The sequence below is a fragment of the Pyxidicoccus xibeiensis genome, from assembly GCF_024198175.1.
Lineage (GTDB): Bacteria > Myxococcota > Myxococcia > Myxococcales > Myxococcaceae > Myxococcus > Myxococcus xibeiensis.
Window position 1 is genome coordinate 1 of sequence record NZ_JAJVKV010000003.1, and the last position, 15906, is coordinate 15906.

Annotated in this window: 6 protein-coding genes; 1 reads left to right on the top strand and 5 read right to left on the bottom strand. The window is 73.0% G+C overall.

From position 1 onward, the window contains the following. Positions 1 to 451: 451 nt before the first annotated feature. The 4 genes from LXT23_RS12800 to LXT23_RS12815 all read right to left on the bottom strand — a co-directional run bounded on the left by LXT23_RS12800 (position 452) and on the right by LXT23_RS12815 (position 10532). A complete protein-coding gene (locus tag LXT23_RS12800; RefSeq protein WP_253980445.1) occupies positions 452 to 5449 on the bottom strand; it encodes a DUF3488 domain-containing protein in 4998 nt (1665 codons plus the stop codon). 50 nt (positions 5450 to 5499) lie between these two features. Beyond that, positions 5500 to 8208 carry an ATP-binding protein gene (locus LXT23_RS12805; RefSeq protein WP_253980446.1) on the bottom strand — a complete coding sequence of 903 codons (2709 nt, stop codon included), beginning with the start codon at positions 8206 to 8208 and terminating at the stop codon, positions 5500 to 5502. An 8-nt stretch (positions 8209 to 8216) separates the two neighbouring features. Beyond that, on the bottom strand, positions 8217 to 9194 hold the full coding sequence (gene phnD / locus LXT23_RS12810; protein WP_253980447.1) for a phosphate/phosphite/phosphonate ABC transporter substrate-binding protein: 978 nt from the start codon (positions 9192 to 9194) through the stop codon (positions 8217 to 8219). A gap of 75 nt (positions 9195 to 9269) precedes the next feature. Beyond that, positions 9270 to 10532, bottom strand: coding sequence for a saccharopine dehydrogenase family protein (locus LXT23_RS12815; RefSeq protein WP_253980448.1), 1263 nt, complete (start codon positions 10530 to 10532; stop codon positions 9270 to 9272). 134 nt (positions 10533 to 10666) lie between these two features. On the opposite strand from LXT23_RS12815, the gene LXT23_RS12820 reads away from it, so the two are divergent. Next, entirely contained in the window at positions 10667 to 11212 is a 546-nt protein-coding gene (locus LXT23_RS12820; protein WP_253980449.1) for a hypothetical protein, read from the top strand. A gap of 10 nt (positions 11213 to 11222) precedes the next feature. On the opposite strand, the gene LXT23_RS12825 is transcribed toward LXT23_RS12820, so the two are convergent. Continuing rightward, positions 11223 to 15902 (bottom strand): MupA/Atu3671 family FMN-dependent luciferase-like monooxygenase, encoded by a 4680-nt coding sequence (locus LXT23_RS12825; RefSeq protein WP_253980450.1) that lies wholly within the window; start codon positions 15900 to 15902, stop codon positions 11223 to 11225. Positions 15903 to 15906: the final 4 nt, after the last annotated feature.

Below are 15906 nucleotides of genomic sequence, written 5' to 3' on the forward strand. Positions count from 1 at the left end.
CCGCCGCCCTTGCTGCCCGCCCGACCCGCCGCCCTTGCTACCCCGATCCGCCGTACTGCCCCGTGCTGCCCCGCCCTACCCGCCGCCCTTGCTGCCCGATCCCGCCGTGCTGCCCCGTGCTACCCCGCCCGACCCGCCGCCCTTGCTACCCGCTCCGCCGTACTGCCCCGTGCTGCCCCGACCAACCCGCCGCCCGTACTGCCCCGACCTGCCCGCCGCCCTTACTGCCCCAACCCGCCACCACCCGTGCTGCCCGCCGCCCCGTCCCGCCCGTCCTGCCCGCCGCCCCACCGAACCGCCCCGTCCTGCTGCCCGTATCCATAGCAGGGCGCGTGCCGACCCTGAGACGTGGACAAACCCAAGCAGTTCCAAGCACTTGGCGGAAACACCGCGCGGAGTAGCTGCAAGAACCGGTAAGAAATCGGGTGCTCTCCTCGGCCTCCGGTGAGGGTCAATCCCAACCACGGAGCTGGACGCGCACGCGCTGCACGAGAAGGTCCAATTCCTGACGTCGCAAGGTAGCGAGGACCCGCGCGCCCACGATGGAGAGCCCGGTGAGCGTCATCACCAGGAAGCCGATGCGGTGGTCCCTCAGTCCGGCGTCGAGCAGGTTCGCCACCACGTCCAGCGTGAGGAAGAGCGTCCCCAGCGCCAGGTAGGCGCGAATCTGGAGCGCCATCCCCACCGCCACGCCCAGCAGGCAGACGCCGCCGAAGACGAGCGCGTACGTCCCGTCCTCGGAGGCACCCACCCGCATCGTCAGCTTCGCGGCCGCGGGCACATACAGCAGCAGGCCGCCGAGGATGCGCACGGCATTGCGCGCCGCATGCGGCAGGCTCGACGTGAAGAGCTGCCCCAGCATCAGCAGCAACAGGCCGAGCGGCGCCAGGTACACCTCCAGCCCCTCCAGGCCGTACGCAAGGGCGGCGATGAGCAGCGCCAGGTTGCACGCCGCCGCCGAGAACGCACCGAACATCCGGCTGCGCTCCACCGCGCCCAGCGCCGCGTACAGCAGCCCCGAGCCACCCGCGAGCAGCGCCGCCTCTCCCGTCGCGTCCCCGGGCAACACCAGCGCCACCCCCACCGGCAGCAGCGCAGCGAACCGTCGCGTCGCCGCCTCCACCGGCTGCACGCCGGCCCGGCGCGCCAGCACCGTCACGCCCACCAGCACGAAGCCCAGCGCCAGCGCGAAGAGCGCATCGTGCTCGCGCCGCAGCCCCGGCGCGTACAGGCCGCGCACCAGCGCGTAGACGCCCACCACCGCCACCTGCACGTAGTAGACGTGCCGGCCCGTGTGCTCGCGCCAGGCGCAGTGCAGCGACACCAGCACCGCCACGCCAATGGCGGAGATGGCCAGCGGAAGCGCCCCCTCCAGGGCCTGGCCTCCCACCGCCACCACGGCGAGCAGCACTCCGGTCACCACCAGCCACGAGTCCCGTCCTCCCCCCAGCCCGCCCGCCACGTCGCTCCGGCGGCCCCGCGTCACCTGCTGGCCCACGTGCAGGGCCAGGGCACTGCCCGCGGCGGCCAGGGCCAGCGCCGCCCCGTGCACGGTGAGCAGGTCCGCGTACGAGACCCACGAACCGCTCTGGAGCGCGCGATGCGCGATGGCCGCCATGAGCGCGGAGACGACGGCACTGCCCGCCACCCCCGAGCCCCACCCTGCGACGAAGCCCGCGAATGCGCCCTTCCACTGGAATGCCGCCACGAACAGCGCCGTGGCGAAGAGGGCCAGCGTCACCGGGAGCGCGGCGGAGACCATCCAATCGCCACCCAGTCCGGTGAACATCTTCGCGACGAGGTTCGGGACGGCCATCACCGAAGAGGTGTCCCCACCCACCGCCAGCGCGTACACCGTCGCCACCGTCAGGCAGAGCAGCGCGGCCCGATGCCCGCGCACCCGCGCCTCGCCCACATCCGCGCCCCGCCGCCGCGCCACCCATGGGGCCAGCACCACCACCGCGAGCCCCGCGGCCGCGAGGAGCGGCCCCGGCCAGGACTCGAAGACGGGGCTCCGGTGCGCGAAGGCATGGACGAGCAGGAGCCCCCCGACGCCCAGGGCACCGCGCCCCTGCCTCTGGGCACCTCCCAGGAACAGCAGCGCGCCCGTGGCGAACACGAGCGCCGCCGAGGTCACCCCCGGCTGGAAGAACGCCGCGGCGCAGACCAGCCACAAGGCCGTGACGGCCTGGCGGCGCAGCGCCTGCCGCAGCGGCTCATACGGCAGGCCGAAGACCGCGCCCGCGTAGACGAGCCCCGCCGCCGCGACACCCGCGAGCGCGCGCTGCCACAGCAGGAACACCGAGTCCCCGAGGGTGAGCCACGCCTCCGGCTGGAGCCAGTCGAGTGCCGAGCCCCAGTGACGGACCGCCTCGGCGTACACCCACTGCCCGTCGGGAGGCAGCAGCGCGACCAGGCCCGGGCCGAGCAGCGACTGCCGGGCCGCCCAGAGCGCGGCGCCCGGCAACCCCAGCACCAGCCCCGCGTGGACGAGCCACACCGAGCGGAAGGAGTACGCCAGCAGCAGCGCGAGCAGCGCCGCGCCCAAGAGCAGGAGCGGCGGCACCACGCCCAGCGCCCGCGACGGGTCCGGCATGCCGACGCTCACCGCGCCCCGCAGGAGGACCAGCCCCAGGGCCGCCACGCCCACATGCGGCACCGCATGGTAGAGGGGGCCGTGACGGGGGTTCTCCAGCAGCCGGCCGAGCGCGGGCCCGAAGCGCCGCGTCGCCAGGGCCACACCCCAGAGCGCCAGGCCGATGAGCGGCGTCCGCCACGCCGTGACGTCGGGCGGCAGTGGGCGGCCCGCGCGGTTGATGATGGCGGTGAGCGCGATGAACCCGCCGCTGGCGGCCAGCGTCACCACCGAGCCGCGCAGGCGCCACGACACGAAGCCGCGCGACACGAAGACCCCGAGCGCGCCGGCCGTGAGCAGCCCGCCCGCGAGCAGGAAGCCCGGGCGCTCGGCGTCGACAGGCACGGGAATCCACTGGACGAGCGTCCCGGTGGCGATGACGGCCTGCACGAGCGCCACCACGGCGAAGCCCTCCGTGAACAGCGGCAGGCCCCGCGGCGAGAACGGCAGACGGAGAGCGCCGAGCACCTTCCGTCCCCGGAGGAGGGGCGAAGCGGCCGCGGGCGGCACGGCCGGCTCGGGACGCGGGCCCCGCAGCGCCGCGAAGGCGACGAAGCCGAGCATCAGCGATGCGGCGACGAGGGCGGCTCGCGGCGACGTGAAGTCGGAGACGGTGCCGGTCACCTGGGACACGACGAGCGCGAGCCCACAGGCCGCGAGGAAGCCCACCAGCGTGCTCGCATCCCTCCGCACCCGCAGCAGCAACACGCCCGTCGCCACCGCCGTCGGCGCGCAGGCGAGCAGCACGCCCTGCAGCCCGAAGGCAACGAGCGCCCCGGGCAGTGCCGGCATGACGCCCACGGCCAGCACCACGCCGAGCGAAGCCATCACCAGCGACAGGTCATCCAGGGGCAGCAGGTCGTCGCTCCGCCCGGTGCGGCGGGCCCAGGCGTCCTGCGCGAGCCCGGCGAGCCCGTAGAGCGCTCCCGCCAGCGCGAAGACGGCGAGGCTCGACGCACTGCCGGACAGCGCGGGCATCCCCGACACGAACACGAGCCCACCGAAGAGCGCGGCGAGGCCCGCCACGTAATGGAGGCCCCGCCACTTCCAGCCTCCCGCCACGTGCGCGGCCAGCGCGATGAGCAGCCCCGTGGAGACCTTCGGCCACACCTCGGCCACCACCCCGCCCCAGTCCACCAGGACGGCGGGCATCGCCAGCAGCGAGCCGACGACGCCCCACGCCAGCAGCCGGGCGCGCGGGCCGGGAGCCGCGGTCACCCGGGCGACCAGCAACAACCCGGCGGACACCGCCGCGGAGCCGAAGACCCACCAGGCCGGCTCACCCGGCGCCAGCGTGCGTGCGCCCAGCACGCCGGCCAGCATCGCGGCGATGACGCCCAGATGGACGAGCGCCCGGCGCCGGGGCTCCAGCACGAAGAAGACCAGCGCGGCCGCGGCGGGCGCGAGCGCCGTCCCGAGGTCCACCCACGTGTCCTCGCCGGGGACGGCCGAGAACGCGCCCAGGGCGCCCGCGAGCGCGCCGCTGGCCACCATCGCGTGCGCCAGGGTCTCCACCACCGCGCCCGCGCGCGGATACGCCTCCCGCACGGAGTCGGACGTCGCCGCGAAGGCCACCACCGCCGCGAGCGCCATCGCCCACGCGGCCATGCCCGTGAACAGGGCATTGCCCGGCTCCAGGGCATCGAAGCCGCCGGGTGCGCTGGCCACGCAGAAGAGGGCCAGGCAGAGCGCCCCGTACAGCGCCGCGCCCGCGCTGACGAGCGGGGCGAGCGGGGCCTTCTCCTTCGCCGTCCGGGCCCGCCACACCGAGGCGCCGAGCGCCACCACGCCCGCGGACGCACAGAGCGCGCGCAGCCAGGGCGCCTCCTCGAAGCCCATCAGGGGAAGCCCGGCCAGGAGCGAGGGCCACAGCGCCACCGCGAGCGACGCCACCGACGTCCCGTGCAGCAGCCTCCCCGCCGCCCTCAGGGGCAGCAGCCCCAGCCCCGCGACGCCGAGCGCCACGGCGCCCCCGAGCATGGGTGACAGCGCCACCAGCGCGGACAGCGCGACGAACACCACCGGCAGCAGCGCGACGCCGATGCCGGCCAGCACCCGGCCGGCCGACAGCGAGCGCCGGGACAGGAACACCCCCAGCCCGATGAAGGCCGCGTGGTAGCCGAAGAGCGCGCCCGTGACGAGGAGCTGCCGGGGCACGCCGCCCAGGGCCCGCCACGCCTCGCGCACGCCCATCAGCGAGCCGCCGAGCACCAGCACCGCGCCGAGGAACCACCAGATGTACTCGTGGAGCCGGGGCGAGCCCGCCTGCACGTCATCGAGCGCGACCACGGCCTCCAGCCCGCCGCCGAGCGCCCCCGTCTGTCCCTGAGAGAAGAGCGCCTGCCCCGAGCCCAGCGCGGAGCCGAGGTCGTCCTCGCTGCCCTCTCCCCGGGAGCCCCGCGCCTCGCGGCGACGTGCCGCCTGCTCCCGCTCCGCCTGCGCCGTCTCTTCCAGAGAGCGGGCGAGCTGCGAGCCCCAGCCTGGCCGCCACCCCGCCGCCCGGCGCAGTGACTCGGCCACCTCATCCGCCCAGGCCTCCAGGCGGAGCGCGGAGTCCGCCGGAGCGGGCGTCGCGGGCTCGGGCGGCACGGGCTCGGGCCCTTCCGCTGCCGCACCGAGCGACGCCTCCAGCCGGGCCGCCGTGGCGCCATCGAGGAGCCCATCGGAGTGCCAGCGCTGGAGGTTCCGTTTCAGCGTGGCCTGGACGAGCGCCTCCAGGTGCGCCTCCGAGGGGGAGACAAGGGCACCGCCGCACTCGGGGCACGGGGCACCCGATTCATCAGCGCGGAGCCGCGCACAGGCTGGGCAGATCATGAGCGCCACAGCATAGCGCGAGCCTCCCGACTGCGGAGGGGGGCCTCCCCTCAGCACATCGCCTGGCTCTCCGCGCCCGCCTCCAGCCCCGGTGGATGCCGCGTGCCCACCGGCTCCGCTGGTGACTCCGGGTCGACGGGCAGCTCGACGACGAAGGTCGTGCCTCCGCCGGGCGTGTCCTCCACCTGGATGGTGCCCCCATGCGCCTGGACGATCTGCCGCGTGACGTAGAGCCCCAGGCCGAAGCCGGAGATGTTCGTCCCTCGCACCGCGCGCTCGAACACCTGGAAGATGCGCTCCCGGTCCTTGGGAGCGATGCCCGGCCCCTGGTCCTGCACCCTCAGCCACACCCGGCCCGCCTGGGCCCGCGCGGACACGCGCACCGGCTTCTGCTCGCCATACTTGATGGCGTTTCCCACCAGGTTCGAGACCACCTGCTCGATGCGGGGACGGTCCCACCGCGCATGGATGGGCCCGTCATGCTCGAACTGGACGGGGATGCGGCCCCGGCTGAGCTCCTCGTTGAGCCCCGCGAGCACCTCCCCCACCACCTCCGACAGCTCCACGTCCCCGAAGTGCAGCTCCATCCGCCCGGTGAGGATGCGCGACACGTCGAGCAGGTTGTCGATGTGCTCCCGCAGCCGGTTCAGCTGGCGGTCCGCCAGGTGGAGCAGCCGGGTGATTCGCACGGACTCCGTCCCCGGCCGGGGACGCCGCGCCTCGCGCTCCAGGGACTGCAGGTGCAGCTTGAGCGACGTGAGCGGCGTCTTCAGCTCGTGGGAGGCGATGGAGAGGAACTCCTCCCGCGCCTGGGTTGCCTCGCGCGAGCGGCGGTAGAGCCTCGCCGCGTCGATGGCCAGTCCTCCGCGCTGGGAGACCTCCTCGATGAGCGCGAGCTCCGCCTCGGAATAGGGCCCGCGTCCGGGCTCCGGGAAGAGCACGTACAGGCCCAGCACCTCGCCCCTGACGCGCAGCGGCGTCACCCAGGCGGGAGGGGCTTGCGGCGGGGAGTCCCTGACGGGAGTACACGCGCCGCTCGCATCCCGCACCGCCGCGAGCCACCGCGAGAGCTGCTCGGGGGAGACCTCCTGCTCCAGCGCCCGCTGGCGCCGCTCCCGGCACGCCTCGGCGTCAGCGACCACCTGCCGCCAGCGGGGGGCGTCACCGTCACCGGGCTCCTGGACCAGGAGCACGCACGTCCGCGCCAGCGCGGGCACCAGCAGGTGCGCCACCGTGTCGAGTGTCACCTCGAAGTCCAACGAGGAAGCCAGCCGGCGGCTGGTGTCCGACAGCAGCCGCAGCGACTCTTCGGCGTGCTTGCGCTCGGTGATGTCGGTGGCGATTCCACACACCGCATGGATGGCGCCCGTCGTGTCCCTCAGCGGGAACTTCTGCACCAGGTAGGTGTGTGGACCGTCGGCCCCGGGGTAGACCTGCTCGTAGTCACAGGTGGCATCCGCCTCCATCACCTGGCGGTCCGACTCGAGGAAGTGCTCCGCCAGCTCCGGCGGGAAGAGGTCCGCGTCGGTCCGGCCAATCAGCTCCCGTCGCTCGCCTGCCCCGAGCAGCTCCACGAGCCTGCGGTTGACGGTCAGGTACCGCCCCCGCGTGTCCTTCACGAAGATGAGGGCCTGCGAGTACTCCACGAGCGAGCTGACAATCTGGAGCTGGCCCGCACGGTGTGCCGACTCGAGCAGCCGCGCCTGCGTCTTGCGCAGCGCCGCCTCGGCCCGCCTGCGGGGGGTGATGTCGACCACCGTGCCCTCGAGCAGGTCCCGCTCCGCGTCCAGGCATGCCGACAGCGCCAGGCAGCGCAGTCCGCCCTTCCCGTCGGCCAGCTCGAGCTCGTACTCCTCGACCACGCCGCCGCCGGCAAGCCGCTCGCGGAGCGGAGCCGCCGCCCCGCCGAGCACGTCGTCCAGGGTCTTCCCCTCGAGCGCGGCCGGCGCTGTCTTGCCGAACAGGTCCGCCGCCAGCCGGTTGGCGCGGGCGAACCGGCCCGCGGACACCTGCCACAGCCCCACGAGCGCGCCCTCGAACAGGGCCCGGTGCATCTGCTCGCTGCGCCGGACGGCCCGCACCGACGCGTCGAGCGGCACGACCACGCGGTGGTACACGAACAGGAGGAGCACGGCGAACAGCCCCAGGCCCGCCAGCAGCGTCCCACCCTGCAGCCAGCGCAGCCGCCCCAGCGTCTGGTCGCTTCCCCGCTGGAGCAGGGCCACGTACTCGTCGGTCTGCTCGACGAGCTCGGCGGACTTCTCCTGGATGCGGTCGATGTGCGGGTTGTTCGTCAGCTCGCTGCGCTCCGCGCGGAGCGCCATGACGCCCGCGTGCTCCAGCTCACGGAAGCCCTCCTCGATGTTCCTCAGCGGCCCGTGGAGCTCCTCGGCCTGCATCGCGGGAATCGTGACGGGCTGGCCGCCCAGCTCCACCGTGCCTCCCATGAGCAGAGCCCGCACGCGCTCGTGGAACAGGCGGACGGTCTGCTGCGCCGCCGAGCGCTCCTCCATGAGGAGGGGCCAGTCCCGCTGGGACAGCCCCACCAGGGCCAGGTTCGTCTCGCGCGTGTACCGCTCGGCCAGCATCCGGAGCGAGCCCGCGACGTTGAGCATCGCGGCATCCGCGCGCTTGGCGCGGGCCACCTCCGCCATGAGGCCTTGCGACGCCCCCAGGAACAGCAGGAACAGGGAGAGCAGCAGGCCAATCCGCAACATCAGTCCGGACCGCAGGCGTGCCAGGTCTCCCCCGAACCGCATGGCGTTCCTCACCTGAGGCTCATGAACCCGGTCCGCTGTGCGAGCGCATGGCGCCGCCGGATTCCATCGTAGTGGGCGTCCTCCACGGGCGCGAAGCGGCTGAGCAGCGCCTCATCGAGAATCCGGCGGCCCTCCGGGTCCTCGTGCATGTGGGTCAGCGCGGCGCGCATGCGCTCCCGCAGCTCGGGAGCCATCTGCGTGGAGACCACCACCGGGGGAATGGCCTCGGGTCCCAGCGACATCAGCACGCGGACCTGGCCGGCGGAGCCGAGGCCCTTCTCCCGGTCGTAGTCGAGCACCAGGCTGTCGACGAAGCTCGCATCGGCCTCTCCCTCCGCCACCATGCGGATGGACTCCTCATGCGAGCCGGACCGGATGACCTTGCCGAAGAAGCCCTTCGTGAGCCCACGCTCGATGAGGAAGGAGCGGGGCATGTTGTAGCCGGAGTTCGACTTCTCCTCGTTGTAGACGAGCGTCGCGCCCTCGAGGTCCTCGAACCGCTGGAAGCGGCTGCCCTCCCGGACGATGAGGTCGGAGAAGTAGAGGGGCTGGTCCTTGTAGCGGGGGGACTTCACCACCGGAGCGGCGAGCACGTCGACGACGGGCTCGGGCCGGTCGTGCTTGAGCACGTAGGGGTAGCCGCAGATGAAGCCCACGTCCACGGCGCCGTCGTCGATCATCTCGTCGATGGTGCCGTACGAGAAGCCGCTCACGAACTCGACCTGCCGGCCAAGCTCCCGCGCCAGCCAGTCGGCGAGCTTCGCGTAGACGCCGGTGCCCGACTCGGACACGAAGGCCGCGCTCATCGCGATGCGGATGGGCGGCCCGGAGCGCTGCGGCTCACGAGACGCCTCCCCCTGCACGGAAGCGGTCGTCTGCCCGACCGTGGGCGGGTCCCCCGCCTCATCCCTCCCGGTACACCCCGGCAGCAGCAGGACGAGCCCGAGCAGGCCCAGGGCCAGCCGCCCCACGACGAATCGCGACATCACATTCCCCCGGTATCTGGGGAAACATCGTCACAGCGGAGACTTCTGCCGAGGACGAAGGGAGCGGCCGGCCGCTCACGTGGCCTGTTCTTCCACGTCGAACGTCATGCCGGCCTTGCGCAGCCGCTCCACCAGCAGCATGCCCATGGACGAGGCCGGAGTGAGCACCCCGCCCTGGACCGGCACCTTGTCGGAGGCGAGGCACAGGGCCGCCTCGGCGAGCATGCGAGAGGTGGCCGCGTAGCCCGGGTCCCCCTGCGCCGCCACCTTGCCCTTCAGCCGCACCTCGCGCCCCGTGCGCGGCGACTTCCCCTCACCCAGCAGGCGCGCCACGAAGAAGCCCTTCTCGCGCTGCTCCGGCGAGGGCCCCTCGCCGGGCGCCGGCAGCACCTTCGTCTCCAGCAGCTTGCGCAGCGGCTTCACCGACACCAGCCCGAGGAAGCCGCCCAGGCCCGCCGTCATGCTCGCGGCGCGCGCCAGCCCCCTGGGCCCCGGGCCGTAGCCAGCCACCTCCGTGTAGCGGAAGTCGCGTCCCCACGGGTAGCCGAGCAGCGCATGGCTGCGCCGCACCACGCGCGAGTTCACCATGGCCATGACGAAAGGCCCCGTCCACTGGCCCGCCTCCTCGCTGTAGCGCACGCGCATGGAGTCGCGCTCGTCGGCGCCACCGCGCTGCTTCGGGTCCGGGTCCAGCGCGTGCGGGTTGGCGAGGATTCGCCGCACCGACGGGTCCTTCGCCATCTCGTCCACGGCCTGCAGCATGCTGGCCACCGTGCCGCCGCTGGCCCCCGCGCGCATGGGGCCCATGTAGAGGCGCACGGAGCCCAGGTGCCCGCCGTGCTTCTCGCGCATGTGCTCCTGCATCATCAGCACGCCCAGGTCCGACGGAATCGAGTCGAAGCCGCAGGTGTGGACGATGCGCGCGCCGCTGGCCCGGGCCTGCTCGTGGTGGGCGTCAATCATGCGCCGCATCCACTGCACCTCGCCCGTCAGGTCCACGTAGTCCGTGCGGGCGCGCACGCACGCCGCCACCAGCTCGCTGCCGTGGCGCGCGTAGGGGCCCACGGTGGTGCAGACGACTCGCGTGCGCGACACCAGGGCATCCAGCGACGCCGCGTCCCGCGCATCCGCCACCAGCAGCGGCAGCTCCGCGCTCCCGGGCGCCAGCGTGGCCAGGCCCCGGCGCACCTCCTCCAGCTTCGTCCGGTCCCTCCCCGCCAGGGCCCACCGGACACGGTGGGCGTCCTGGTTGCGGGCGAGGTACTCGGCCACGAGGCGCCCGGTGAAGCCGGTGGCACCCCACACGATGACGTCGAACTCGGCGGTGGACTTGCTCATGGGCGCGGCACTCTGGACCCGCCCCCCGGAGGAGGCAATAGGTGGACTGACATGAAAGTCACGGTTTCACACTGCACCGCCGCGTGCGTCCGTCGGGGCGTCCATGGCACACGGGTTGCTCGAAGGCGCGCGCCATGAGCCGAGCCCCCGAGCCCTTTCCCGGCAGTGCCCTGCTGCACCCGGTGGTGCTCGGCGCGGTGGGGCTGCTCATCCTCAACGACCACGTCCTGAAGGCCCGCTGGCCGTCCTGGTGGACGGGAAAGCTGTCCGACCTGGCGGGGCTCGTGATGTTCCCGCTGCTGCTCCAGGCCCTCTGGGAGGTGGCGGCCACGCGCGGCGGGCGGCGGTTCCAGGCCTCGCGCGCGGTGCTGGTGGCGTGTGTCGTCCTGACGGGGCTGTGCTTCACCGCGGTGAAGACGTCGGCGCTCGCGGGCGGGGCCTGGCAGTGGTCGCTGGGCCTGCTGCAGTGGCCCTTCCGGTGCGTCTGGGCGCTGGCCCAGGGCCACCGGGTTCCGTCCGTGCTCCCCGTCGAGCACGTGGTGGACGTCACCGACCTCTTGACGCTCCCCTCGCTGCTCGTCGCCCTGGCGCTGGGCTGGCACCGGTGCGGGAAGGCGTCCGAAAGCACGAAGCCCCAGGTCCGCGAAGAACCTGGGGCCTCTTCCCAGCGGGATGCCTAGCGCGCGACGCCTACCGGCGGCGGCGCTGCAGGTTCCGCCGGGCGGCCGCTCGCGCCTCACCGCGCGCGGCGACTTCCTTGAGGGCCTCCTCCTCACCGCTGTCGCCGGAGAGGAAGTTGGAGAGGGCGCGGATGGTGGGGTAGCGGAACAGGTCCACCAGCGTCAGCGGCTTGTCCACCTTGGCCTTCAGCTTGTCGAGCACCTGGACCATCAGCAGCGAGTGGCCGCCGAGGTCCACGAACTTGTCCTCCACGCCCACCTTGTCGAGCTTGAGGACGTCCTGCCAGATGCCGGCCAGGAGCGTCTCCGTCTCGCTCTCGGGGTTGGTGAAGACGGCGCGCGCCTGGGCCGCCTCGGGGGGCGGCAGGGCCTTGCGGTCCACCTTCTTGTTGGGCGTCTGGGGGAAGGTGGTCAGCGTGACGAAGGCGGCCGGCACCATGTACTCCGGCAGCCGCGCGCGCAGGAAGTCGCGCAGCGCGTCGGCCGCGGGCGGCTCGCCCGGCTTCGCGATGAGGTAGGCCACCAGCCGCTTGTCGCCCGGCGTGTCCTCGCGGACGACGACGACTGTCTCGCGCACCGCGGGGTGCTCACCGAGCCGGGACTCGATTTCGCCCAGCTCGATGCGGAAGCCGCGCACCTTCACCTGGTGGTCCAGGCGGCCGATGAACTCCACCAGGCCGTCCTGCCGCCAGCGCGCGGCGTCACCCGTGCGGTACATCCGCGCGCCCGGCTGCTTCGAGAACGGGTCCGCCACGAAGCGCTCGCGGTCCAGCTCCGGCCGCTGGTGGTAGCCGCGCACCACGCCCGCGCCGCCGATGTACAGCTCCCCCGTGGCGCCGATGGGCAGCGGGCGCTTCTGGGCGTCCAGCACGTACAGCTGCGTGTTGGCGATGGGCGTGCCGATGGGCACCCCGTCTCCCACGTTCTTCACCGGGTACGTGGAGGACCAGATGGTCGTCTCCGTCGGCCCGTACATGTTGATGACGTCGCCGGAGACCGTCTCCGACAGCTGGCGCGCCAGCGGCACGGGGAAGGCCTCGCCGCCCACCATCATCTTCTTCAGGCGCTTGAGGCCCTCACGCGCGCGCTCCTCGGCCAGCAGCATGCTCGCCTGGGACGGCGTGCACTGCAGGTGCGTCACCTGGTGGCGCTCCATCAGCGCGGGGACCGAGCCGTCCACCTCCACCTCGCCGGCGGCGGGCTTCACCCCGACGCTGGCGTTGGAGCGCTGGAGCACCTGGGCCAGGAGCGGCAGGTGCTTCATCACCAGCTCCGTGGGGACGCCGAAGTCCACGAGGCAGGCCACCTCGTCCACGTCGATGCCCTTCATCCTGTCCACGAAGGCAACGCAGTTCTCCACGCTGCCGAAGAGGCCGGACGTCTGGAAGTAGCGCTCGAAGGAGAAGTCCAGCAGCGCGTCCATCTCCTCGGGGGAGAGGTTGTCGGTGCCGAAGTTCCCGTTGGCCAGGGTGGTCTGCGCCTTGAACGCCGGGAAGCTCCAGGCCGCCTCCTTGATGAGGCTCACCGAGGACTTGAGGTACGACTTCATCGGGCCGCGGACGACCTCCTTCACGGCGGCCTCCGAGTCACCGACGAAGGTGTGCAGCATCAGCGTCACGGTGCCCTTGCCCGGGTGGCCCGCCTTGGCCCACGCCTCGCGGTAGATGGCGATCTTCTGCGCCACCTCCTCGGGAGACTGGCCCAGGAGGTGCGTGAGCACGTGGCAGCCCGCGCGCGCCGCCTCCTCGAAGGTCTCCGGGTTGCCGGCGGTGGTGACCCAGATGGGCAGCTCCTTCTGCACCGGCCGGGGAAGCGTCTTCAGCTTCACCGTCTGGCCCGAGCCGCTCTTCGCCTCCAGAGTCTCGCCGCGCCACAGCCGGCGCACGTCTTCAATCTGCTGGAACATGACCTTCTTGCGGTCCGGGAAGTTCTCCGGCTTCAGCGCGAAGTCATTGGGCTGCCAGCCCGCCGCGAAGGACACGCCCACGCGGCCGTGGGAGATGTTGTCCACCACGGACCAGTCCTCGGCGATGCGCAGCGTCGGGTGCAGGGGCGACACGAGGCTGCCCGCGCGCAGGTGCACGTTGCGCGTAATCGCCGCGAGCGCGGCCGAGGTGAGGGCCGGGTTCGGGAACAGGCCGCCGAACGCGTGGAAGTGCCGCTCCGGCGTCCAGACGGCCTTGAAGCCGTGGGTGTCCGCGAAGCGCACGCTGTCCATCAGCAAATCGTAGCGCCCCTCGGGCCGCTCCCCCTCGTCGCTGGAGAAGTAGAAGAGGCTGAAGTCCATGGCGCGCGAGGCGTGCTGGCCCTCCTGCGCGGCGCCGTGCCGCTCCGCGTGGATGACCACCGTGAAGCCCCGGGTGAGCGTCCACAGCAGCTCCAGCACGGAGATGTCGAAGTTGAGGCTGGTGACGGCGAGCCACGTGCCGCGCTCGGTGCCCAGCCGCTCGTCCATGCCGACGCCGAAGTTCACGACGTTGCGGTGCTCAATCATCACGCCCTTGGGCTTGCCGGTGCTGCCCGAGGTGTAGATGACGTACGCGAGGCTGCTGGCGTCGCCCGGAGGCGTCTGGACGTCCGCCGAGGCCGAGATTCGCTCCCACGCCTCGTCCACCGCGAGGACCTGCTTCGCGGCGGGGGGCACGCGCTTGAGCAGCCGCTCCTGGGTGAGCACCAGGTGGCACCCCGCGTCCTCCACCATGAAGGCGATGCGCTCGGGCGGGTAGGCCGGGTCCAGAGGGACGTAGCAGCCGCCCGCCTTGTGGGTGGCCAGCACGCCCACCATCATCTCCAGCGAGCGCTCCATGAAGATGCCCACGCGCACGTCCCGGCCCACGCCGGCGCCGCGCAGGTGGCGCGCGAGCACGTCGCTGCGCGCATCCAGCTCGCGGTAGGTCAGCGTGGCGCCGCGGCAGACCAGGGCGACCGCGTCCGGGGTGCGGCGGGCCTGCGTCTGGAAGAGCGAGTGGACGGTGGCGTCGGCCGGGAAGTCGCGGCGGGTGTCGTTCCACTTGCCCAGCAGCAGCCGCTCCTCCGCGCCCAGCAGGTCGTGCGCGCCGACAGGCCGGCTCGGGGCCTCCTTGAGCGACGCGAGGAACGCGGCGAGCTGGCGGGCCACGTCGTCCACGCGGCCCTTCTCCACGCGCGTGGCGTCGAAGACGAAGCGCGCCTGGCTTCCGTCCGCGTCCACCGCGACGGTCAGGGCCGCGCCGGGGACGAGGTGGGCCGGCTCGCCGGCGCCCGCGATGCGCAGGGCGACCGGGTAGGCCACCTCGCCGCCGTGGCGCTGCAGGCCGGACAGCTGCGGGGAGCGGCCGAGCACGTCCCTCGCGAGCGCGCCCTTGTCGCGCAGCTGCGTCAGCGCCTTGCGGAAGGCGGCGGCCGCCAGCTCCGGCGCGTCCTGCAGGGGCAGCTCCAGGCGCAGCGGGAGCTGCGAGGCGAAGAAGCCCTCCACGTCCCGGATGCGACCACGCGTGCCGGCGTCGCTGAAGCCCACGTCGAAGCGCGGCTCCGGGGACAGGCGCGACAGGAAGGCGGCGGCGGTGAACAGCAGCCGCTCGTCGGCCGGCAGGTCCGTGGCCCAGCCCGGGGCCACGTCACTGGCGGAGAGCGTCAGCGCGTGCGTCCCCTCCTCCTTCGAGCTGCCGCCCAGGAACGGGAGGTCCGGCGGCGCGAGCGTCTCCAGCCGGTGGAGGAAGAACGCCTCCGCCTTGCCGGCGATGGGGCCCACCTCGGACAGCCGCGCGCGGAGCTCCGCGGGGGCCGCCGGGAGGACGTCGCCCACCGCGAGCCCGCGAGGCCCCAGCAGGTCCGCCCACGTCAGGGGCGCGCCGCACAGGCCCTTGGGGCCCTTGAGCGTGAGGTCTCCGCCGCCGAAGGCCAGCGTCAGCGCGTCACCCTCGATGGCGACGATGGTGCCCGGCGCGGAGTCGGAGCCCTCCTCCACGCGGCGCGACTCGGAGATGGCGACGGGCGCGCTGCCCAGCCACAGCTTGGCGAACGCGAGCGGGTTGGGATAGCCGCCGTAGTCCAGCGCCGCCACCAGCGCGCGCGCGTCCTCCACGTCGCCGTGGGTGTCCAGCAGCGACGCCGCGTCCGGGCGCTGCGCCATGCCGAAGTAGCTGCGCTGGGAGAAGTCCTGCTCGACGGGCGTGGCGCGGCCCTCGACGAGCTCCTCGGCCAGCTCGGCGAACGTCTCCATGCCCAGCGTGTAGCAGCGCGCGTTGAGGCTGAAGGCCGTCTCGTTGGGGGCGACGTCGAAGAGGCGCTGCTTGAGGATGCGGCCCTTGTCCGCGCCCGACGTCATCTCGTGCCAGGTGACGCCGTGCTGGGGCTCGCGGTGCAGCAGCGCCCAGGACGTGACGTTGAGGCCGGCGTAGCGCGGCAGCGGACCGTCGTGGAAGTTGATGGCCATGCGGCGGGGCAGCCGCAGCACCTCGTCCTTCACCAGGCTCAGGTTGACGATGCTGAAGAGCCAGTCGAAGGGCGCCTTCGACAGGAAGGGCAGTACCTGCTCCCCGGGCGGCACGTGGGGAATGGCCTGCTCCTCCGCCCATTTCTGGAGGGAAGGCTCGCGCGTGACGAGCCCGAGAATCCGGACGCCCCGCTCTTGCAGCGCCTGGGCGCAGGGAACGACGAGGGTGCCCTCGCCGATGATGAAGCAGGTGGGCGACTCAGCAGCCGCGGTCATGCGT